Annotated in this window: 18 protein-coding genes; 8 read left to right on the plus strand and 10 right to left on the minus strand. The window is 54.4% G+C overall.

Translation table 11 applies throughout. The annotated features are described in order from the left end of the window. The first annotated feature begins 145 nt into the window (after window positions 1–145). Together rplM and rpsI are read left to right on the plus strand one after the other, a co-directional pair. Window positions 146–604 (plus strand): 50S ribosomal protein L13, encoded by a 459-nt coding sequence (gene rplM, locus C8N36_RS01840; RefSeq protein ID WP_097802666.1) that lies wholly within the window; start codon window positions 146–148, stop codon window positions 602–604. Window positions 605–607: 3 nt separating this feature from the next. Continuing rightward, on the plus strand, window positions 608–1096 hold the full coding sequence (rpsI, locus tag C8N36_RS01845) for a 30S ribosomal protein S9 (RefSeq protein WP_097802665.1): 489 nt from the start codon (window positions 608–610) through the stop codon (window positions 1094–1096). A 52-nt stretch (window positions 1097–1148) separates the two neighbouring features. Here rpsI and C8N36_RS01850 read toward each other — a convergent pair whose 3' ends face one another. Continuing rightward, on the minus strand, window positions 1149–2072 hold the full coding sequence (locus C8N36_RS01850) for an ATP-grasp fold amidoligase family protein (RefSeq protein ID WP_097802664.1): 924 nt from the start codon (window positions 2070–2072) through the stop codon (window positions 1149–1151). A 47-nt stretch (window positions 2073–2119) separates the two neighbouring features. Between C8N36_RS01850 and C8N36_RS01855 the strand changes: the two genes are divergently transcribed. Continuing rightward, complete coding sequence (locus C8N36_RS01855; protein ID WP_097802663.1) at window positions 2120–3268, plus strand: glycosyltransferase; 1149 nt, start codon at window positions 2120–2122, stop codon at window positions 3266–3268. Here C8N36_RS01855 and C8N36_RS01860 read toward each other — a convergent pair whose 3' ends face one another. The 9 genes from C8N36_RS01860 to C8N36_RS01905 form a co-directional block, all read right to left on the minus strand. Continuing rightward, entirely contained in the window at window positions 3269–3886 is a 618-nt protein-coding gene (locus tag C8N36_RS01860; RefSeq protein WP_097802662.1) for a TetR/AcrR family transcriptional regulator, read from the minus strand. Between the two features lie 5 nt (window positions 3887–3891). Further along, on the minus strand, window positions 3892–4782 hold the full coding sequence (gene ppk2 / locus C8N36_RS01865) for a polyphosphate kinase 2 (protein WP_097802661.1): 891 nt from the start codon (window positions 4780–4782) through the stop codon (window positions 3892–3894). A gap of 83 nt (window positions 4783–4865) precedes the next feature. Beyond that, window positions 4866–5801 carry a homoserine O-acetyltransferase MetA gene (gene metA / locus C8N36_RS01870; protein WP_097802660.1) on the minus strand — a complete coding sequence of 312 codons (936 nt, stop codon included), beginning with the start codon at window positions 5799–5801 and terminating at the stop codon, window positions 4866–4868. Between the two features lie 65 nt (window positions 5802–5866). Next, the gene (locus tag C8N36_RS01875) at window positions 5867–6739 is read right to left on the minus strand and encodes an ATPase (RefSeq protein WP_097802985.1); all 873 of its coding nucleotides are present in this window, start codon (window positions 6737–6739) and stop codon (window positions 5867–5869) included. 54 nt (window positions 6740–6793) lie between these two features. Continuing rightward, a complete protein-coding gene (locus C8N36_RS01880) occupies window positions 6794–7699 on the minus strand; it encodes a DMT family transporter (protein ID WP_097802659.1) in 906 nt (301 codons plus the stop codon). Window positions 7700–7816: 117 nt separating this feature from the next. Continuing rightward, entirely contained in the window at window positions 7817–9097 is a 1281-nt protein-coding gene (locus C8N36_RS01885) for an OmpP1/FadL family transporter (protein ID WP_170125768.1), read from the minus strand. Window positions 9098–9206: 109 nt separating this feature from the next. Beyond that, window positions 9207–10082 (minus strand): DMT family transporter, encoded by an 876-nt coding sequence (locus C8N36_RS01890; RefSeq protein WP_097802657.1) that lies wholly within the window; start codon window positions 10080–10082, stop codon window positions 9207–9209. Window positions 10083–10172: 90 nt separating this feature from the next. Beyond that, the gene (locus C8N36_RS01895; protein ID WP_170125769.1) at window positions 10173–11192 is read right to left on the minus strand and encodes a DUF2156 domain-containing protein; all 1020 of its coding nucleotides are present in this window, start codon (window positions 11190–11192) and stop codon (window positions 10173–10175) included. 1067 nt (window positions 11193–12259) lie between these two features. Beyond that, the gene (locus C8N36_RS01905; protein WP_097802654.1) at window positions 12260–12571 is read right to left on the minus strand and encodes a DUF1476 domain-containing protein; all 312 of its coding nucleotides are present in this window, start codon (window positions 12569–12571) and stop codon (window positions 12260–12262) included. A gap of 171 nt (window positions 12572–12742) precedes the next feature. Here C8N36_RS01905 and purC point away from each other — a divergent pair, with 171 nt between their 5' ends. From purC to C8N36_RS01930, 5 genes are all read left to right on the plus strand, one after another. Further along, window positions 12743–13504 (plus strand): phosphoribosylaminoimidazolesuccinocarboxamide synthase, encoded by a 762-nt coding sequence (purC, locus tag C8N36_RS01910; RefSeq protein WP_097802653.1) that lies wholly within the window; start codon window positions 12743–12745, stop codon window positions 13502–13504. 189 nt (window positions 13505–13693) lie between these two features. Next, on the plus strand, window positions 13694–15862 hold the full coding sequence (locus C8N36_RS01915; protein ID WP_097802652.1) for a right-handed parallel beta-helix repeat-containing protein: 2169 nt from the start codon (window positions 13694–13696) through the stop codon (window positions 15860–15862). Between the two features lie 206 nt (window positions 15863–16068). After that, window positions 16069–16299 carry a phosphoribosylformylglycinamidine synthase subunit PurS gene (gene purS / locus C8N36_RS01920; protein WP_097802651.1) on the plus strand — a complete coding sequence of 77 codons (231 nt, stop codon included), beginning with the start codon at window positions 16069–16071 and terminating at the stop codon, window positions 16297–16299. Between the two features lie 132 nt (window positions 16300–16431). After that, window positions 16432–17097: a phosphoribosylformylglycinamidine synthase subunit PurQ gene (gene purQ, locus C8N36_RS01925; RefSeq protein ID WP_097802650.1), complete on the plus strand. Its 666-nt coding sequence runs from the start codon at window positions 16432–16434 to the stop codon at window positions 17095–17097. A 37-nt stretch (window positions 17098–17134) separates the two neighbouring features. After that, window positions 17135–18898, plus strand: a complete 1764-nt coding sequence (locus C8N36_RS01930) for a sensor histidine kinase (RefSeq protein ID WP_097802649.1) — start codon at window positions 17135–17137, stop codon at window positions 18896–18898. The last annotated feature ends 1 nt before the right edge of the window (window position 18899 follow it).

The following is an 18899-nucleotide window of genomic DNA, read 5'->3' on the forward strand; positions in this document are numbered from 1 at the left end:
CTTAATTTTAAGTGACTGAATTAAAAGGGTAAATTGAATTTTCTTGCCGTTGACTGTGCGGCCAGCCTGTATATAACCGCTCCATCGGATTTCGGGCCGGGCCAGTGATGGCGCGGCCCTTGCTTATCGAAATGGAAACAGACCCATGAAAACCTTCTCTGCTAAACCAGCAGATATCGAGAAGAAGTGGATCATCATCGACGCCGAAGGCGTGGTGCTGGGCCGTCTTGCCTCGATTATCGCTGTTCGCTTGCGTGGCAAGCACAAGCCTTCTTTCACGCCTCACATGGATTGTGGTGACAATGTCATCGTCATCAATGCTGAAAAAGTACAAATGACCGGCAAGAAGCGCGAAGAAAACTTCTACTGGCACACCGGTCACCCCGGTGGGATCAAATCGCGCACCAAAGCCGAGATCCTCGAAGGCAAGCATCCTGAGCGCGTTGTCACTCAGGCGGTCAAGCGTATGCTGCCAGGCAACCGCCTGTCGCGTCAGATCATGACCAACCTGCGCGTCTATGCCGGCGCCGAGCACCCCCACGAGGCCCAGAGCCCCGAAGTGCTTGACGTCAAATCGATGAACAAGAAAAACACGCGGGTATAAACGATGTCAGATCAGATCAATTCTTTGGAAGAGCTGGCCGGTGTTGCAGGTGTTGAAGCTGCAGAAGCCGAAGTTGTCGCTCCTCGTGAGCCCGTTCGTGACGAACTGGGCCGCGCCTATGCAACTGGTAAACGTAAGGACGCCATCGCGCGCGTCTGGATCAAACCAGGTTCCGGCAAGGTAACTGTCAACGGCCGCGAGATGGACAAGTATTTTGCCCGTCCCGTTTTGCAGATGATCCTGCGTCAGCCGTTCCAGATTGCTGGCCGTGAAGGTGAATTCGACGTATATGCAACCGTCAAAGGTGGTGGCCTGTCCGGTCAGGCTGGCGCGGTTAAGCACGGCATTTCCAAAGCCCTGCAACTGTACGAACCCTCCTTGCGCGGCGCGCTGAAAGCGGCAGGCTTCCTGACCCGTGACAGCCGTGTTGTTGAGCGTAAGAAATTCGGTAAGCGCAAAGCGCGTCGTTCGTTCCAGTTCTCGAAGCGCTAATCGCCTTCGAATACGAATTCAAAAGGCCGCCCGGTTTGGGCGGCCTTTTTTGTTAGCGTATTTGTGGAAGCGTCCAAAGGTCGCCGAATTTGCGGTCCCATTCGGGCGGGTGAAAAGGGTTCATGCCACTGCCGCGGTACAAGGTGAGCTCATTGAGGACAATTCTGTCGTCGGTAAACAAAAAATCCACCCGAATGCTGTCAAAACCTTTGGCCATGACCTGAGCCAGCTCCAGCATCTCTTCGTATAGGGCGGGTTTTGTCGGTATCTCTCGTTTGTGCATTTCCAAGGAATGGAAATCATATGGGGTCCAATTCGGGTGTAGGTAATGCTGAGCCCATTCGCCAAACCGATCATCGTCCCACAAAACGAAATGGCATTCTTCGTTGAAAAACATGAATTTCATATCATCGGGCGCACGTCCGTCTTTGGTTTCCAAAAACTCTTCAAACATGACTTGCCGTTTAATGGGTTGATACGCCCATTCTTGTTTCATCTTGCCGTAAGACCGGCGCAACCAACGCGCCATTTCATCCCGGAGCAAGGTTTCATCCAAGGGATCATCCGGAGTGACAAATACGTTCCAGCCGCTGGCGTGATTGGCCTTGGCAGCATAGGACGCCGGAAGCTGCTTGAAATCAAACCCATAGGGGGTATCCGTCGTGGCATATAACTCGGTCATCACCTCGTCCGCGCGGGACTGGCCCAGCCGGGCGACAATCTCGTCACGCAGCAATATCTTGTCTGAAATTTTGGGGTAAAGCGGATTGTGGTCGTAAACTTTGCGCCAGTTGACCTTGTCGTTATATGTTTTGGGATCTTGAAGGTTTGGCCGGTAGCCTAGCCGTCGCTCTGCATAATCCAGCAGCCGCCGATACCCTTGGTAATGGTCAAGCCGGCTCTTCACCTCAAGTTTGAATTCGTCTATTGCGTCTTGAAACCGGGAGCTGTGAGGTTGCGGGTTGTGAATGAGCATTTTCGGTCCTGCGTCGGATTTGGCGTGTTCGGAGCAAAGGTAGCACCATGAAAGCCTGTATTGTTGTTGGAACCTATTATTCGCCTGGGCAAACGTTTGTAAATAGACACATTGAACATCTGTTTGGCGGAAACACCCTGGTGATTTCGGACGATATCAATGATTTACGGCCTGTGGACGCGCGGTTTTTGAACCGCTCCGACGTGACACCGACGGCTGTGGACAAGCTTTTTGCACCGTTTCAGAAGGCCTATAGCCATATCAGCCAAGGTACCAAACGCGTTCCTTACGGGCCCGATCGTAGCCGGGTGATCTCCTTTCTCAAGCTACATAAGCCGGATGTGATTTTGTCCGAATTCGGACCGCAGGGTGTATCCATGGCCAAAGTCGCTCAAGACATGGGAATTCCCATGTTCTGCTATTTTCGTGGTAGCGATGCATCCAGCCGCGTGCGGCATAAACATGTGCAGCGCGCCTATCGCCTGATGATGCCCCGGCTGCGCGGTATTTTCGCGGTGTCACAGTTTCTGATCGACAATATGGCGGCGCATGGTGTGGTGCACCCGCAGTCTGTTGTGATCCCTTCGGGTGTCGATATCCGGCGGTTTTTTCCAGAAACCAAAGTGCCGAACAGTTGCTTGGCCGTTGGACGGTTTGTTGAGAAAAAAGCCCCGCTGCTGACTATAAAAGCCTTTGCCGAAGCGCTGAAACACCACCCCGATGCAAGTTTGACCATGATTGGTGACGGCGATTTGCTTGAGCCTTCGCGGGCATTGGTCGCAGAACTGGGAATTGGGGACAGTGTCGATTTGCCGGGGGCGTTGCCGCATGATGACGTTCGCAAAAAACTGGTTCAGACCGAATTCTTCTTGCAGCATTCGATCACGGCCAATAACGGCAATACCGAAGGTCTTCCAACAGCCATCCAAGAGGCGATGGCCGCCGGCAGCATCACAGTCACAACCCGCCATGCCGGGATTCCAGAGGCCTTGGATCAAGGTGAAACCGGTTTCATGGTCGAAGAGCATGACGCAATCGCATACAATGCAGCTGTGCTGCAAGCAATGTCGATGTCGGTTGAGAACAAAAGAGAGATGGCGCAAAAGGCGCGTCAGGTCGCGGTGGAACGCTTTGATAATGCGCAGCTTTTGATAAAGCTGGAGCAAGAGATCACCCGAGCAATCGCTGCAAAATAACTATTTGTCAGCCGGGATCAAACCCAAGCCCCGCAAATAGATCCCGATCCCGGTTTCCAAAAGGTCTTCTGGTGGAAACGGGGCCTGTGTGCCGGGAGAATTTCTGGCGAAGAGTTCTACAACACCGTGGCTGAGCGCCCAGATATGGGCGGAAAACATCGCGGGTGGCGGGCGCTTTTCCGGTGGAATGTGTTTGGACAATTCCGAAGCTGCACGTTCCAAGACCCCGCGCGCTTTGGCCGAGGCCGAGGCCAGCTCCGGCGAATGGTTTACGCTGATTCCGCTTTCGAACATCGCGATATAATGGCCGGGGTATCGGCGGGCAAATGCCAAATAGGCGCGGCCGGTTGCTTCAAAGGCTGCCAAAGCGGACGGCTGGCCGCTGTCATAGGCAAACTGCATAACGTCCGCGAAGATTTCATAGCCTTGGCGGGCGGCCTCAGCGATGAGATCTTCGCGGCCGGCAAAATGCCGATACACAGCGGCTGGCGTTACTCCGGCCTTTTTCGCGGCTTCGGATAAGGTAAAGCCAGTCGGGCCCTTATCCTCAATAAGGGATAGGGCAGATTCGACCAAAGCCAATCGAAGATTTCCGTGATGATATCCGCGTTTAGGCATCGTTCTTAATGTGCTGCCTTGCTGTTGGAACTGTTCCAGATTTCTGGTCCAGCACAAATTTTCGGGTCCGTGTCCCCAATGGACTTGGCGTCTTTTTGGGCATAATCAAGGCTGTTCAACACATGCCGGATGGCCTGCAAGCGCGCCCGCTTTTTGTCGTCAGAGCGGATCACTGTCCAGGGCGCGTCCTTGGTATGGGTGCGCTCAAGGGTTTCTTGAATCGCTTCTGAATAGGCATCCCATTTCTTCAAACCTTCAACGTCGATCCACGACAGCTTCCACTGTTTTAACAGATCGCTTTCGCGTTTCAAAAACCGGCGCAATTGTTCTGCGCGGCCAACGTTGAGCCAGAATTTAAAGACATGTATGCCTTCGTCCACCAACATTCGTTCAAAGTCAGGGGTTTGCTGGAAGAAATGCTTTCGCTGCTCTGGTTCGCAAAACCCAAAAACATGTTCCACAACGCCGCGATTGTACCAGCTGCGATCAAAGAAAACGATTTCACCGCCGGCGGGCAGATGATCAATATAGCGTTGGAAATACCATTGTGTGGCTTCGGTGTCCGAAGGTTTGGACAGCGCGACCACGCGGGCACCGCGGGGGTTCAGGTTGGTCCGGAACCGGCTGATTGTGCCGCCTTTGCCAGCGGCGTCGCGGCCCTCAAAGACGATGGCAATCCGCGCACCGGTTTGCTTGGCCCAAGCTTGCAGTTTGACCAGTTCAACCTGCAAGTCGTCCATCTCGCGCTCATAGTCTTTGCGCTTCATCTGGCTTTTGTATGGATAGGATGCATCCAGAATGTCATCCTTGTCGGCAGTCTTGATCGCGCGCCTGATTTCCTCAGGCGCGGTGTCTTGGTGAAACGCCGAAATGGCACCATCAAACGGCAAGGTCATGTCTGCTCCTCTTCGTATCCGATGGATACTATGTGACGCCCCAAGGCTGAACGCAAACGGTTGCCGTCGATTTAACGTCAGCCTTACGGGTCTTTAGGCGGCTTTCCGATGTCTGCCATAGAAAACGCAGTGGTTTGGTACAACTCATTGATCCAATTGCCATACAAAAGGTGGGCATGGCTGCGCCAGCGGTTTTGCGGCTTTTTGCTCGGGTCATCATCGGGATAGTAGTTGGCCGGAATATTGATAGGTGTGCCCGCATCCACGTCGCGGTCATACTCTTCTTTCAAGGTGCTGCTGTCGTATTCAAAATGGTTGAAAATATACAGGGCACGATGGTCCTTGTCTTCGACCAAACACGGACCGGTCTCTTCGGAATCGATCAAAATTGACAAGCCGGCCTTTGTGATTTCATCGCGCTGCAACTCTGTCCAACGCGATACAGGTATGACCATGTCGTCTGAGAAACCGCGCAGATAGGGCGATGCCGGATCGTTGTTGCGATGCCGAACACAGCCAAAGGCCTTGGCATCCAAACTGTGTTTGGCCACTTTGTGGAAATAGTAGATCATCGCCATACCGCCCCAGCACACGCCAAAAGTGGAATGCACATGGGTTTGGGTCCAGTCAAAGACCTGGCACAATTCGTCCCAATAGGTGACGTCTTCAAACGGCATTTGTTCGATGGGCGCACCGGTGATGATCAAGCCGTCGAATTTTTCACCCGTTGCTGCAACCTCGGAAAACGGGCGGTAAAACGCCTCCATGTGCTCAGCTGCGGTGTTGCGAGTCTGATGTTCGCTCATCCGGATTAGGGACAATTCGATCTGCAACGGGGTCGCGCCGATCAAGCGGGCGAACTGGTTCTCGGTTTGGATCTTTTTCGGCATCAGGTTGAGCAAACCGATGCGCAATGGCCGGATGTCCTGACGCGATGCTGCATCCTCGGACATGACCATAACACCTTCGTTCGTTAGAACGTCAAAGGCGGGCAGGTCAGAGGGCAGTTTTATAGGCATTGGACAAATCCTGAGTTACGGAGTGACTGTGATAAGAGGCGCTGGCGCAAACAACAAGCGTTGCGTCAGTTTCGTGAAGATAAGTGACCCAAGGCCGCGCCGATTACGGATGTGAAATCAGCAGCATCGCGGACCGTTGCCATGTCCGACGCGTCCACCGTGACGCCCCAGTTGCGCGCCATTGCCTCATACAAGGGTTGGCGATGGGCCAGGGCTTTGGCGTAGGTCCAGCGGATAAAGGCGTCCGGATCCACTTTGGAGGGGGCTTTTCCGGTCTCTAAAAGATAGCTGTCCCATGCTTGGGTCAAGAATTGCGGCTGGTAGGCCATTGGTTTCGGGGCGGCATCAAACCGGCGCACCAATTCGTCTGTATGGCCGTCGGTTCCGCGAATCCAAACCATCAACGCCTGTTTGTCCAGCGCCGACAGTATTGGATCGGCTGGGTCATCAGGATCCACCCATTCGCAAATTGACCCGCCTGTGTCGCAGACAAAATGCGGGTAGTCATACAGATCGCCCGCGCGCTGAATGAAATATTCGGTGTCCAGTAGGGCTTGGCGTTCGGCTCGCTCAAACTGGGCCTGACGTCGGCGGTATTCTTCGATCTCAAGACCATTGAGGTCCGGATCTCCTGGTTTGCCAAGGTAGGCCGATACAGGAGTAAGGTTTTCAAAACTGATATTGGACCCGATATAGATCGAATCCGTCATCAACAGCTCACGCAGAAACGGGTTTTTCATCGCCTCGCGTTTGGCATTGTCAGCGATGTATTCGCCCATGTACCGTGTACCAATCCGGTAATCGATTGAGTAGTGAAACCAATCACCACTGTCGCGCAACAGGTTGGAAATATGGGTTTTTCCAAGACCGGACATTGCAAAAAGCACAACGCGTTTTTGCGCGGCTTCACGCCATTCGGGTTCACTATTGTATCGCATGCTTGGTCCTTTGCCGCGCGTCTTTGCTTTGATTACGCGCGCCAAAGGGCAAGGTCAAATCTTGCGCCTTGGGATTTTCACGCGTGGGTCCAATAAGACCAGCCCAAGGGCCAGTATCGCAAAGCCGAAGTAGGCGGTGGTTTGCAACGTTTCTCCCCGTACGGCGTTCCCCAATACAATGGCGACCGGCGGGATCAATAGGGTCACAAGCAGCAGATTTCCGGAGCCTGCCATCGCCAGAATTTTATAATACAACAGGTAAGCACCGGCGGTTGCGACAATGGCAAAATACAACACGCCTGCCCATGTTGTTGCGGACAAAGACAGGTCAGGTATGCCTTCGCTCCAAAGCATGATCGGCACCATCATCAGGCTGGAACAGGTGAGCATGCCTGTGCTGGCATGTAGGGCCGACAGCCCCTGCAACCGCAAGCGCGCCCAGGCTCCGGCAAATGCATAGCTGAATGTTCCTGCAATTACAGCAAGTTGCGGGGTTGAGTTCACGTCAAAACTGATAAGGTTGCTGGGACCGATCGCAACGGCCACACCGCAAAAGCCAATCACGACCCCCAATGTTTTGCGCCGTGTCAATTGTTCATCAGCAAAAAACAGTGCCGCCACGAGAACTCCGAAAACGGCCGTCGTTGCATTTAGGATCGAGGTTAATCCTGTCTCGATGTAAACCTGCCCCCAAGCCATCAGGCAAAAGGGAATAACATTGTTCAAAAGGCCCATGCCGCCAAGCCCGATCCAAAGGGCAGGGGATTTGGGTATCGGGTCGCGCTTGATCAAAATAATGATCCACAGCAAGGTTGCTGCGATTGAAGTTCGGTAAAAGACCGAAGTGATGGGGCCGATTTCGTCCAGTGCCGTACGAATGGCCAAAAAACTACCGCCCCAGATGATAGCGAGAAGTGCCAGTGCGCCCCAAGCGCGCGTGGAAAGATGTGTTTGTGTCATACGACGTGACTAGTCACTTTTGCATCTTGGAAACGATCCGAATGTTGCGCAAGCCGCAAAAAAAAACGCGCCCAAACCGAGTGAAGTTTGAGCGCGTTTGAAGGGCAAAACCCTATTTTAGAACGATACGGTCAGGGACAAACCCATGCCAATCGCGGAGTTATCTTCGAATTTGACGCCGCTGGCATCCTCTGCGTTGCCGAGGCTGACATATTCAATGCCGCCGCGCAGTTTGACGTTGCCGTCGACCAACTGGCCGCCAATTCCAAAGGACATCAGGCCATCGGTTGGTGACAGGCGTGAAATGTCTCCTCCGTTGGACTTTTCATAGCGCACTTGTGCAAAACCGGACGCTTTTTCATTGAACTTGTGGCCAACACCAACGCGCCAAGTGATTGTGTCATCATCCAAGCCGGTGACTTCGGTTCCGGTTACGGCTTCATAGCCTGGCGTGCGCACTTCCCATTTGGACCATTCTGTCCATTTGATGCTACCAAATACCAGGGTATTTTTCGCGACGCCTGATTGGAAATCCAACTTAACCGACTGAGGAAGTGTGATTTTGGTCGTATCGTCCAAATCAACTCCCAAGGCTGGAATGACTTCGTGGGTGTCAAAGGAATGCTCGATCTCGCTTTCCCAAGTCAGGCCGACCCGCAGTGCAATATCTGGAATTTGGTAAGCAGCCCCAAGGACATAACCAAATTGACCATCTCGGTTGCTTTGTGCCGAATAGGCCCAATTTGTGCCGCCCACAGCCGGCGGAGTTGTCGCCAAAGCCGTGCCTAGTGTACGGGCTTCTGTTCCCAATTCACGCGCCTGCGCGCCCAATTTCGCGGCTGTCTCCAGATCACCAGACGCGGCGGCCACAGCGGCTTGACGTCCCAAGTTGGTGGCCTGATTGCCAAGGTCCATCGCATGATTGCCAACGGCCCGACCTACCAATGCCTCAGGGATCGTGATTTCCGCGGTGCTTTGAACATAGCGTGCGCCGCCATAGACGGAAAAGCGATCGCTGACGTCATACTTCAAAATGAAAGCAACTTGTTCAGAGTCCCAAGTGGCCGTCAAACCTGCATAGACACCCTCGCGGTAGTCGGCGTCAGCCCCGTATGCATCGTTCACAAACAAGCCGAACGACAGTCTGTCGCCGATGTCTTTCTTGTAACCGGCGGAAATCGACGTATAGTTTTTGGCCATATTCCCGGTGGATCCGCCGCCCAGAGCCGCAGGGTATTTCCCCGATACCTGCGGATTGACCAATGTGACCGAGACATTTGCCTGATCGCCGTCCTGGAACAAAAGTCCGTAATCGTTACTTGAGCGTTCTATACCACCTGCGGTTGCGACCGTTGCTGTGGCAACGACCGCACCTGCGGCCATGAGTGTCTTTTTCATAATTTCCCTCGTGCCCGAAATCGGGTTGTCTCCGATCATTATGGTAAGAGACGAATTCAAGTGCGGTCAATTTTGACTGTACGTAAAGGTGACGCGCAGAAACGCTACGTCACGTTTTTGTAACAGTCTTGCGCCGAGATTCGAGCCAAATGTTGGTGTAGTTGGCCAAAAAAATTAGCGCGGCACCCAGAAACACATATCTGTCCAAAGATTCGTCATACAAAAACATCCCGACAAAAGCGACGATAGGCAGTCGGGTGAAATCGATTGGTATAACCACCGTCGCCGGTGCCAAGCTGAGGGCTGTGGTCAAACAGTAGTGAGCAAACAACCCGGTGAGGGAGACCAAAACAACCCACGGGAGACTGGTGAATTGTGGCAATGCAATCTGACCATCGGTACCGGCGCAAATGACACCAAAGACAAGTTGCATGGCGGTCAACCAAAACAAGATATTGGTGATTTTGTCGGTTCGGGTCAAAAGGCGTGTGAACACGGCGGATCCGGCAAAACCAATCGCTGCCAATGCCGCTGCGACCTGACCCATGTTCAAACTGCCGGGATCAGGGCGTGTGACGATCAAAATGCCGATAAAGCCAACGATTGCCGCCAAAACACGGTTGGCTGTCAGCCGTTCGCTCAGCACCAATGGGCTGAGAAGCAAAACCCAAATCGGTGACGTAAATTCAAGCGCAAAAACTTGCGCCAGCGGGATCACGGTGATTGCAAAAAACCAAAGGTTTTGACCGGCGAAATGGGAAATATTGCGCAAAAAATGCAACCCAAGCCGGGTTGGTGCAATGTCTTTATGCGTGCCGAAAACCCGCGCCATGCTGAGCACAACCACAACACCGATCGCAGACCGATACATCATGATTTCAAACGTATCGAGTTCCAGACTGATCGCACGCCCTGCAATAGCCATTACGGTAAAGGACACAATGGCTCCGCTCATCCAAAGACAAGCCTGCAAAATCGTATTCATCAGTGGAAAAGCCCCGCCCAGTTGGAACGCCAGACTGTGCAGCGGAGTTCATTGAAAGGCAAGCCGCTGCGTGTTGGAAACGTCGCTGGCTTAAGCTGAGCGCCGGGTTTGACTTTGAACTTCAACGACCGGTTTCGGGATTTCACCGGTTAGCATCGCATCTATCCGCCAAGGATCTTCCAGCGCATAGACAATCGGATCAGGGCGGTGGATTGCTTGCCAAAGGTCTGCCGCTGCAATCAGGAGCGCAGCTTTGGTTGGGGCCGCCATATACAAGGGCCGCCATGTTGGGGCAAAACTTTCTTTGAACCGCGCAAGTCCTGTGGCAACCCTTGAATACTTGGACAGATTTGGATGCGGTAAAGCGGCCAGATTGAATTCTTCAAAGCCATGCTGTCGCGCATATTCAATCATAAAGTGGATCAAGCCGTGCATTGTTCCGGTTGGAATATCTTGTTTGTGTCGCATCACATCCAAGCTCATGATTTTGCTTTCCGTAACGGCAGAGGCAAAGGCAATCAGCTGGCCGTTGTGAAACGCTGCGAACAGCGGTTTTGTCTCTAGGTACAGGGGGCAAAAGCGTCCCATTGTCAGGCCTCTCTCTTTGCCATGGCTGTCTTCCCAAGCTTGGTGAATGTCTTGCAACAAGCCCCAGTCGGTTGGGGCAACATCTGTGTTGAGCTGGCGAAAATCTAGTCCGGCAGCTTCGGATTTGCGCAGGAACCGACGCAGTTGTCGCCGCTCTGACCCTTGGAGTGTGAAGGATTGCGGTGCAATCACTGCCTCGACGGCGACGGCGGCAATGTCCCATTTTGAACGCCGGGAAATTACAGCATCCCTGGCTGCCAGCTTGTACAGGCATGCCACCCGGTTTTGATTGCGCGCAAGCGTTTTGAGGGGCGGCAAAAGGTCTTGTAATTCGCCGTGTGTCGGCCCCAAAAACAGGCTCAGTGTTTGGGCGGTACGCAGCACGCAGCCAGCACTGTGCGGTGTTTGAACCAAGAGTGTCTGCGCTTGGCTCGCAATACAATGCTCGGCCCTTGGGCCACGGGTCGGGCCCGGCGGCGGTGGCGTTTGGGCGGGGCTCGACGGTGGGTGCAAGGCCTGCATAGGCCAGCCCCACCAAACACGGGCCAACATAATAGACGATACGAAAGGCGATCAAGGCTGCGGCCAGCGGCGCCATATCGCCGTTTGGGATTATGGCGACCAAGGCCATTTCAAAGGGACCAACACCGCCCGGCGTTCCACCAACCATTCCCGCTCCAAGTGCAACGGAAAAAGCCGCAACCAACATCAACAGGGGCGGTGCTATTTCGGGCGGCAACAGCAAATGCAGCGCTATACCGGCGCAGAGCAAATCAACCCCCGCCAAAAGGGACATATGTGCCATGGCTGGTAAGCTTGGCATTGCGATCTTGAAGCCAAACAGCCGGAGCGCGGGGAAGCGCATCAGGACGTATGCGGCACCCAAACTCAATGCTGGTAAGGTAAAGACAGCCAACCATCCGATGTTTAAGAGCACGGGCACACCAATCGAAACTGTCAGCAAGGCCCAACCTGCCAAAAAGCCAATGGTTACAAAGCCCGTCAGATTGGCGATCTGTGTGTGCCCCAAAGCGGGCATCATTCTCCATCGAATGGCCCCGCCAATAACGGGCCCAAAGCCTGTGGTTTGTCCCAAGGCAATCGCTGCAGCCCCAGTTTTGCGGGCGTCGTGTGGATCAATGCCTGTGCGAAAATGCCGATGTGCGATCACATCATATTGTGCGACGGCCCAAAAGCTGCCTGCCGTTGCCAGTGCCGCAGCCAACCAGCGCCACCGCGGAATGGCATCAAAGGCAGCCCGTACAGCTTGCCAATCGAGGTTTTGCGCCTTGCTCCACAAAAGCCACATAAAAATGAGACCGACAGCCAAAGGCAAAATGCGCCGCAAGGTGTCAGAAAAAGGGATCAGCACTGCTTTGACCACCGGGAACTCCACTCATAAGAACCAATGGTTTAGCGCACCGAATGCTGCATGCATGTTAAAGAAACATTTGGAGTATTTGGAATTCGATTAAGTTTTTGGGGATCACCGCCGGGGAGTGGGTCGCCTGTGTGCAATTTGCCCAAACTCATGGGACAAAAAAAGGGGCGCTACAGCGCCCCTTTTTCAAATTCGATTTGCCTGGAAGTCAGACTTCTTTGACGATCTGGCCTTTGGCCTCGACCAGCATTTCAGCCGCTTTTGCGCGAACTTCTTCGGCAGTGACATTGCCAACGTCGCCAACAACTTTGCGCACCACATCTTCGTGGCCGGCTTCTTCGAAGTCTGATTTTACAACTTCGGTGGCATAGGCAGCTGCGTCATCGCCGGTTTTGCCCATTTTTTCCGCGGCCCAAAGGCCCAGCAACTTGTTGGCACGTGCTTGTGCCTTAAAGTTCATTTCTTCGTCATGGGCGAACTTGTTCTCGAATGCGCTTTCGCGATCGTCGAAGGTGGTCATGTTTTTGGCTCCCTCGGGATAAATGTTTCCCTTTCGATATGACCTGCCAAAGCGCTGTGTGCAAGTGCTAGGGCGCCGCATGTGGTCGGAAAGCTTGCGGCACCGGAGCAGTTGCACTATGTGTGCGCCAACCCGCGCTCGGCATGCGCGGCCTATTTTGAAAGGGCTCCGATGGCACGGCGCAAGAAAATCTACGAAGGCAAGGCAAAGACCCTGTACGAAGGCCCGGAACCGGGCACCATCGTGCAATATTTCAAGGACGACGCCACCGCCTTTAACGCCGAGAAAAAAGACGTGATTGATGGCAAAGGGGTGTTGAACAATATCCTGAGCGAATATTTCATGGTCGGTCTGGGCGCTGTCGGGGTTCCGACACACTTTATCAAACGTCTGAACATGCGCGAACAGCTGGTGCGCTCTTGCGAGATTATCCCGCTTGAAGTGATTGTGCGCAATTACGCCGCGGGCACCATGTCCAAGCGGTTGGGCATCGAAGAAGGCACAGCCTTGCCGCGCCCGATTGTCGAGTATTGCTATAAGGACGACAGCCTTGGTGATCCATTGGTCACAGAGGAGCACATCGCAGCCTTTGGTTGGGCCAGCCAGCAAGATATGGACGACATCATCGCGCTGGCTTTGCGCGTGAATGACTTCATGTCCGGCGTTATGTATTCTGTAGGCATCCGGTTGGTTGATTTCAAAATCGAAATTGGCCGCACCTATGATGGTGACTTTCAACGTCTTGTTGTTGCAGATGAAATCAGCCCGGACAGCTGCCGTTTGTGGGACATCGAAACCGGCCGCAAGCTGGACAAAGACGTGTTCCGCCGCGATTTGGGCAGCTTGACTGACGCCTATACAGAGGTCGCAAACCGTCTTGGCGTGATGCCCAAGCAGTCCGTGCAACCGACCAAGCCGACGCTGATCAACTGAACAGCTCTCAGGCTTGTCTAAGTCTTGACCGCGTCCGCCCAACCGGCTGGCGCGGTTTTCTTTTTGTCCTCGAAAACAGCGGCGGGGCAGGGACGGCGGCCCATTTAGGCAAGGTATTCTTTACTTGGCGACACCTAGCGTCACGCGCTAGGCTAAGGCCAAGTCATTTTGCCAAATGGGGACCACGTCATGCGACATCTTCTTACTGCGGCCGCTCTTTTAGCCAGTTCAACAGTTTTCGCCACGCAGGCCTTTGCACAGGCTGCTGCTGAATTTGATCCCAATGATTTCGGGAAAATCGTCATTCAGCCGCGTCAAGTTGCAGGCGGCGGTGGCGGAAGCGGTTTTGTGCTTGAGCAAGCCTTTGGCGATTACCAAAACGAGCCGATCATTGAATATGGCGAGAACAGCCCAGCCGTTCGTCTAGGGCGTCCGATTGGCCGCCTTGATATGCTGTTCAACAATGGGAAAACCGGATTTTGCACGGCCTTTATCGTTGATGACCAGCATATTTTGACCAACCATCACTGTATTCCCGGTATGGATGGGGATCCCACGGGACAAGTTAGCGGTGTGCAAGCGGCGCAGTTTGTCGCAGGCTTTATCAAGCCGGGCCGGGCCGAAGGAACCGACCGCTACACTGTATCCCCCCAGATCGTCGAAACAAACCGGGAGTTGGATTATACGGTGCTGCGGGTGTTCGGGAACCCCTCTACGAAATACGGCAAACTCGAACTGGCGATGGCCGATCCAGAAGATGGAGAGTTCTTGTGGATTATCGGTCATCCGCAGGGCCAATCGCAGCATATCAGCCGCGAAGGCTGCGCCGCTGCGACACCTGCCATTTCAGAAGAAGGCAAGCTGATCCACAGTTGCGATACCCTTGGCGGTAACTCGGGGTCTCCGGTGATCCGTTTGTCGGACAAGCGGGTGATCGGCTTGCACCATGCAGGTGACAATCGCACCGGATTTAACATGGCGATTCCGATGACACGGATTTTGCCGCAAAGTACGGTGCTTAAGGCGGCCGTCGGTGCTGCGGGCACGCCCGTTGCTCAACCGGTAGCCAAACCAACACCAGTCAAACCTGTCGCTGTGACGCCGCCGGTCGGCGATGCTTGTACAGCGCTATGGACCGAAGCCAAGGCCGTGGGCTGCGCAGGCTACGAAGCCTATGTGGCTGAATGTGGCAATCACACCTTTGCGTCGATGGCGCGGCGGGTGATTGAGCGCGAATGCACAATTCCTGTTGCGGCACCGCCTGAAACAGGCGGGTCCGGTTTGACTGTCAAAGCCAATGGTGGCGGCGACTACTACAGCATTGCAGACGCCGTCAGCGCGGCACCGGATGGTGCACGTATCGAAGTGTATCCCGGCACTTATACCGTCGGTATCGACGTGAGCCGGCCGGTAGAAATCGTCGGCATGGGTGACGTCAAGGACATTATCTGGCAGGTCAAAGACGACAATGTCATCGAATGGACCGCAGAGTCCGGCCTCGTTTCCGGCATCACGATGGTCCAGAATGGCGGTAAGCATTTCGGATTTCACCTCGCTGGCGGGTCGGTGATCCTTGAAGATAACGACATGACATCCAAGGGCCTTGGCGTCATCGCGGTGCGTGGCAATGTTGGCGGCACCATTCGCCGCAACACCATCCACGATAGTGCGCAGGGCGGTATCTTTATGTTTGAGAAGGGCAAGGCGACAATCGACGACAACACCTTTTTCGGCAACCGGTTGGCCGCGCTAGAGGTTAAAGATGGCGCTGCTCCGATTGCGCGTGGCAACACCATGCGCGATGGTCAGGGCAGCGGCATTTTTGTCAACACTGGCGGTACGGGGCGCTTTGAAAACAACACTGTGGTGAACAATGCACTGGCCGGAGTCGAGATCAAGGGCGGCAAGGATCCCTTGTTCACTGGCAATATTGTCCGCAACAGCGTTCAAGGCGGGTTTTTGATTTCGGAAAAATCCACTGCCCGTATCGAAAGCAATACGATCTATGCCAACGGCTTTGCCGGTCTTGAGATCAAAACTGGTGCCAATCCGGTGGTGTGGAACAATGTGATGCGCGACGGCAAGCAAAGCGCAGTCTATATCCATGAGGGTGGCCGCGGGGTTCTTGAGGAAAACAAGATCCACAACAACGCCTATTACGGAATTTCCGTCAAAGACGATGGCAGCAACCCGATCATTCGCGAAAACAAGATCTACGACAACGTCTATGAGGCGATCCGTGTCCGCGAAGGTGCGACGGGAACCTACGAAAACAACGATCTGAGCGGCAATTCAGCGGGTGCCTTCCGTATCGAAGAAACCGCCGGTGACGTTTTGCGGATGGGCAACAAAGAATAGGCCAACCAGCCCGGTCTTTGCGCAGATCCTTTACCGTCCAAGCAAACGCCTCGGAGAAATCCGGGGCGTTTGCCGTTTTGAACAGGTTTTTGCCGGTATTCAGGCAGAAGCTGGGCCTTGGGGGCTTGCATTTTGCGCCGCAATGGGGTTCCTCCGCATCCAAACGGCCCACGTATCCGGCCAAGACTCAGACAGGAGGACGGCACATGAAAGTTCGAGTGCATGTGATGCTCAAACAGGGTGTTCTTGATCCACAAGGCGAGGCTGTGCGCCACGCATTGGGGGCTTTGGGCTTTGAGGGGGTTTCCTCGGTACGCCAAGGCAAAGTGATCGAGCTTGATCTTGCAGATGGCACCTCCGAGGCGACAATCGGCGAGATGTGCGAAAAACTGCTCGCGAATACCGTGATCGAAAGCTACCGCGTCGAGCAGCTGTAAGCTGGACCTCACTTAACAAAATGCCTGCTTGGGCGCATGTCAGCGCCCGGCGACCTGCTATTTACTTCACGCTCTTGCCCTGATCCCGCGCATGGGAAGGGTCAGACCGTTTCCCGAATTAGGAGCCAAGCCATGAAAGCCGCTGTCATTGTTTTTCCCGGATCCAACTGCGACCGCGACATGGCCGTTGCCTTTGAACAGGCCGGTTTTGATGTCGAAATGGTTTGGCACAAGGACACCGCGCTGCCGAGCGGCATCGATATGGTTGGTGTACCGGGTGGTTTTTCCTTTGGGGATTATTTGCGCTGCGGAGCGATTGCAGCCAATGCGCCGATTGTACGTGACGTAAAGGCCTTTGCAGACAAAGGCGGGTATGTCCTTGGCGTCTGTAACGGCTTTCAGGTTCTGACCGAAACGGGCCTGTTGCCGGGCGCATTGCTGCGCAATTCGGAACTGAAATACATCTGCCGCACTGTTGGCCTAAAGGTCGAAGGAGACAGCATCTTTACCAGCGCCTATCAAACCGGCGAAGAGATTGCGCTGCCGATTGCCCACCACGATGGCAACTATCACGCTGATGATGCAACCTTGGATTTGCTCGAAGGCGAGGGCCGCGTTGCCTTTCGCTATACTGACAATCCAAACGGGTCCGCACGGGACATGGCGGGCATCTTGTCAGCCAACCGCCGCGTGCTGGGGATGATGCCGCACCCGGAACGTGCGTCAGAAGCCGCTCATGGCAATGAAGACGGTGCGCGCCTTTTCGCCAATTTGACCAGTGCCTTGACCACCGCATGACTTGAGCCTGACGCGGCAGGGGCCTATTCTACCTGCTATGTCAAATGTGTCTTCTTCCTCTTTGCGCCCCAGACGGTCCGGCCAGTTGTCGGGTCGGGTGCGTTTGGCGTTGGTGGCGTTGATTTTGGTTGCAATGACAACGGTTTGGTTCACCAACCGGTTGTTGACACAGCGATTTACTGAAACAACAAAGAACCGCGCGGAATTGCGGTTGGCGCTGTATTCGGGCAACCTGATTTCTGAATTGCGCCGAAATGCGATCGTTCCGCAGCTGTTGGCGCGCGATCCCGCCTTGATTGGCGCGTTGAATTCCGGTGAATTTACCCAAAGTTCGCAACGTTTAATTTCATTTGTCGATGAAATCGGCGCGGCATCGCTGATGCTGATGGACAGAGATGGCCGGACCGTGGCGGCAACTGATCGCAGCAGGCTTGGTGAAAACCACCGCTCGGACGCCTATTTTATCGATGCGATCCGGTCCAGTTCGACCATTTTCACGACCTCGGAACGCGAAGCCGGTGGATATAGTTTTACCTATTCCCGACAAGTCGAAAGCGGCAATGAAACCATCGGCGTGATTATGGTCGAGGTGGATCTGGCCAAGTTCGAACGCGCATGGGCGGGTATTTCCGATGCGGTGTTTGTCACCGATTCAGAAAGCACAATCGTTTTGGCCACAGAGCCGCGCTGGCGCGGGTTAACGCCAGAGGTGGCCTTGGTCCGCGAACCCGAGGACAGCGCGATTGAGCGCGCCATTCAGGCGACCACCGATTGGACCGCCCAAGAAGCCGATGCCTACTTGCAAGGTGAAGCCGTGATGCGCGTCGATGGCCGCATTCCGTTTCGCGGATGGACGCTGACGACCTTCACCACTTACGCATCAGTGCGCGAACGGGTGAACGCGTTTTTGGCGATTGAGATCATGGGCTTCGCGATTTTGGCAGCCTTGGTGTTTTACACGTTGTCGCGCAAGACAGCTGTGCGCATGGCCCTGTTCCAACGCGAATCTGCTGAATTGCGGGCTTTGAACGCCCGTCTTCAGCGTGAAATTTCCGAACGCGAGAAAGTGCAAAAGAACCTTGCCGTGGCGGAGCAATCCTTGGCGCAAAGTTCCAAGCTGGCGGCTTTGGGGGAAATGTCGGCGGCGGTCAGCCACGAATTGAACCAGCCTCTGGCGGCTATGAAGACCTATCTGGCAGGCGCACGGCTGTTGTTGCGCCGCAACCGCCCTGACGAGGCGCTGAGCGCGTTTCACCGCATTGATGATCTGATTGAACGCATGGGCGCGATCACCAAGCAGTTGAAATCCTATGCCCGCAAGGGGCAGGAAACCTTTAGTCCGGTTGACATGGGGCAGGCGCTTGGGAGTGCGATGTCGATGATGGAGCCGCAGCTCAAAGTGCGCCGCGTGCGGATCTCGCGGATCTTGCCGGATCAACCGGTTCTGGTCATGGGCGACCGGATGCGGATTGAACAGGTTTTGGTCAACCTCTTGCGAAATGCCCTTGATGCCACCAAGTTGGTAGAAGACCCTCAAGTCGACATCATCTTGGCATCCGGGGAAACAGCCACGCTGAGCGTGCGCGATAATGGACATGGAATCGAAGATCTGGAATCCCTTTTTGAGCCCTTTTACACAACCAAACAACCGGGTGACGGGGTTGGTTTGGGGCTGGCGATTTCTTCTGGGATTGTGACCGAACTGGGCGGACGATTGACGGCCAGAAACGGCGAAAACGGCGGTGCAGTTTTTGAAATGCAGCTTCCGATCCTCAATGAAACGACGCAGGCAGCGGAGTAAT

The sequence above is a fragment of the Pelagimonas varians genome (genome assembly GCF_003208435.1).
GTDB classification, from domain to species: domain Bacteria; phylum Pseudomonadota; class Alphaproteobacteria; order Rhodobacterales; family Rhodobacteraceae; genus Pelagimonas; species Pelagimonas varians.

Bases quoted from the DNA above. Each gene is read 5' to 3' on its own strand.
- rplM (WP_097802666.1), top strand. From the start codon at position 146: ATGAAAACCTTCTCTGCTAAACCAGCAGATATCGAGAAGAAGTGGATC.
- rpsI (WP_097802665.1), top strand. From the start codon at position 608: ATGTCAGATCAGATCAATTCTTTGGAAGAGCTGGCCGGTGTTGCAGGT.
- C8N36_RS01850 (WP_097802664.1), bottom strand. From the start codon at position 2,072: ATGCTCATTCACAACCCGCAACCTCACAGCTCCCGGTTTCAAGACGCA.
- C8N36_RS01855 (WP_097802663.1), top strand. From the start codon at position 2,120: ATGAAAGCCTGTATTGTTGTTGGAACCTATTATTCGCCTGGGCAAACG.
- C8N36_RS01860 (WP_097802662.1), bottom strand. From the start codon at position 3,886: ATGCCTAAACGCGGATATCATCACGGAAATCTTCGATTGGCTTTGGTC.
- ppk2 (WP_097802661.1), bottom strand. From the start codon at position 4,782: ATGACCTTGCCGTTTGATGGTGCCATTTCGGCGTTTCACCAAGACACC.
- metA (WP_097802660.1), bottom strand. From the start codon at position 5,801: ATGCCTATAAAACTGCCCTCTGACCTGCCCGCCTTTGACGTTCTAACG.
- C8N36_RS01875 (WP_097802985.1), bottom strand. From the start codon at position 6,739: ATGCGATACAATAGTGAACCCGAATGGCGTGAAGCCGCGCAAAAACGC.
- C8N36_RS01880 (WP_097802659.1), bottom strand. From the start codon at position 7,699: ATGACACAAACACATCTTTCCACGCGCGCTTGGGGCGCACTGGCACTT.
- C8N36_RS01885 (WP_170125768.1), bottom strand. From the start codon at position 9,097: ATGAAAAAGACACTCATGGCCGCAGGTGCGGTCGTTGCCACAGCAACG.
- C8N36_RS01890 (WP_097802657.1), bottom strand. From the start codon at position 10,082: ATGAATACGATTTTGCAGGCTTGTCTTTGGATGAGCGGAGCCATTGTG.
- C8N36_RS01895 (WP_170125769.1), bottom strand. From the start codon at position 11,192: ATGCAGGCCTTGCACCCACCGTCGAGCCCCGCCCAAACGCCACCGCCG.
- C8N36_RS01905 (WP_097802654.1), bottom strand. From the start codon at position 12,571: ATGACCACCTTCGACGATCGCGAAAGCGCATTCGAGAACAAGTTCGCC.
- purC (WP_097802653.1), top strand. From the start codon at position 12,743: ATGGCACGGCGCAAGAAAATCTACGAAGGCAAGGCAAAGACCCTGTAC.
- C8N36_RS01915 (WP_097802652.1), top strand. From the start codon at position 13,694: ATGCGACATCTTCTTACTGCGGCCGCTCTTTTAGCCAGTTCAACAGTT.
- purS (WP_097802651.1), top strand. From the start codon at position 16,069: ATGAAAGTTCGAGTGCATGTGATGCTCAAACAGGGTGTTCTTGATCCA.
- purQ (WP_097802650.1), top strand. From the start codon at position 16,432: ATGAAAGCCGCTGTCATTGTTTTTCCCGGATCCAACTGCGACCGCGAC.
- C8N36_RS01930 (WP_097802649.1), top strand. From the start codon at position 17,135: ATGTCAAATGTGTCTTCTTCCTCTTTGCGCCCCAGACGGTCCGGCCAG.